The following is a 1,603-nucleotide window of genomic DNA, read 5'->3' on the forward strand; positions in this document are numbered from 1 at the left end:
AGCCCTTTTTACTGCGGGTATGGAGTTGATGTTCATTAAACTTGTACTGGCACTTACGATTTCAACCGTGGAACGGCTCGGTGAAACTGTAAGTAATGATGTTAATTCATATACTGCAATATTAGCTCTGTCTATCGTTCTCGCCTCGGTAGTTCACATGATCAATGGAATTGTTAATAGCCTTATGAGCGGTTCACTCGGTGGGAACTCAACGGCTGGTTTGGGCGTAGCGGCGGGTGTCGCAGGTGGTGCTATGGCGGGTGTTGCCGCCACTGCTAAAGGTGCAGCGGGCATGAGTAATGCCGTGAAAGCGGCAAAAGCGCTGAGTGCAGCGGGGCAAGGTTCAACGATGGGCAATGTCATTAAAGCGGTCGGTGCCGAAATGGTACGCAAAGCAACCGGCGCAGATTCAAATAACCCATTACAACGAGCCGCTCGATCAATGGATCAAAAAGTACAGGGCTTGAATGAGCAGAAAGAAATGAACGCCGCCAAAGCCGATGCGGGAAGCTATGTAAATAGTGTATCCGGTATTTAAAGGATAATGGATGAGTGAAAAAACAATGCCGGTATCAGTAGAAATCAGAAAAATGCACGAGGAATTGGCAGCACGAGATCCTAAACACGCTGCATGGTTGGCAAGGGTTGATGAGCGCAGAAGAGAGGAAGAGGCGAAAGATAAAGTGCTCAATCAATCAAATGAAAAGGTTGAGCCGTGACAGATGCAGAAAATGAGCCTTTTAAAATGACAGCTAAAAGAGGTCTTTTAATGCTGATCGCTTTGTTACCTCAAACCCTTTTTATAATGGCTTTTATTGGTTTTGTAGTTATGTTTTTTATCGAAAAGAATAGTATCCGAATGTTAGTTGGGATTACTATGTTCTTTGTACTTTTGCCTTTAGGTGGTTGGTATGGTGGCAAGAAGTGGAATATTTTGGCTAAACGATTTCAAGAAGAAGATAAACAATGACAAAAGAACAAAAAGAATATATTGGGATGTTGGCTGACAACTATAATCAAGAAGTTGAAAAACTTTACCAATATGAAATAAGACTAAAAAACACCCTAACTGATATTGAAGCAGCAAAAAAAATAGCCCGCAAAACACTGGATAATAAACTTGCTGATTTTGTGTCAAAGATATTTGAAGAACAAGACCGAGAATATTACAAAAAATATGAAGATATGGGAATTTCTACGGATGGAATATTCTTTAAATCCACTATGTTTATTTCAAAAGTTATTTTGTTTTTTGAAAAAATAATGACTAAGTTCAAAAGAAAAAATACCTGTAATTCGTGATATAATTTCACTGTGAACAAAGTAACTATTCTTTCCGTCTGATTAACGGATAGAGGAAATGGGCGGTGATCTTCGGGTCATTGCCCTTTTTTTTTGCCGATTTTTTCGGCTATGGTAGGGGTGGGTGGGATTTCCTCGAAAGGAAGTAGTTTACTTTGTATCACTTAACGATGGTCTTTTTATTGCTGATGGTGCTTGCGCCCGCTCTGCATTAATCAAAAACGAGGGAATAATCACCCCTCGGACTATCTCTCAATCCCTTTCTTTTGTTTCTCTTCGATGGCTCTTTCGCCTTTTTCGT

Annotated in this window: 3 protein-coding genes and 1 pseudogene; all 4 read left to right on the forward strand. The window is 40.5% G+C overall.

Features of this window, described 5'->3' with window-relative positions:
• Positions 1-538: pseudogene (locus A3G19_RS08260) on the forward strand (hypothetical protein); the annotation flags it as partial.
• Between the two features lie 10 nt (positions 539-548).
• Complete coding sequence (locus A3G19_RS08265; RefSeq protein ID WP_294871961.1) at positions 549-719, forward strand: hypothetical protein; 171 nt, start codon at positions 549-551, stop codon at positions 717-719.
• Positions 716-970, forward strand: a complete 255-nt coding sequence (locus A3G19_RS08270; protein ID WP_294871963.1) for a hypothetical protein — start codon at positions 716-718, stop codon at positions 968-970. Before A3G19_RS08265 ends, A3G19_RS08270 begins: the two co-directional genes overlap by 4 nt.
• Positions 967-1,302, forward strand: coding sequence for a hypothetical protein (locus A3G19_RS08275; RefSeq protein ID WP_294871965.1), 336 nt, complete (start codon positions 967-969; stop codon positions 1,300-1,302). The genes A3G19_RS08270 and A3G19_RS08275 overlap by 4 nt, the downstream gene beginning before the upstream one ends.
• The last annotated feature ends 301 nt before the right edge of the window (positions 1,303-1,603 follow it).

Source organism: Sulfuricurvum sp. RIFCSPLOWO2_12_FULL_43_24, assembly GCF_001829605.1.
Lineage (GTDB): Bacteria > Campylobacterota > Campylobacteria > Campylobacterales > Sulfurimonadaceae > Sulfuricurvum.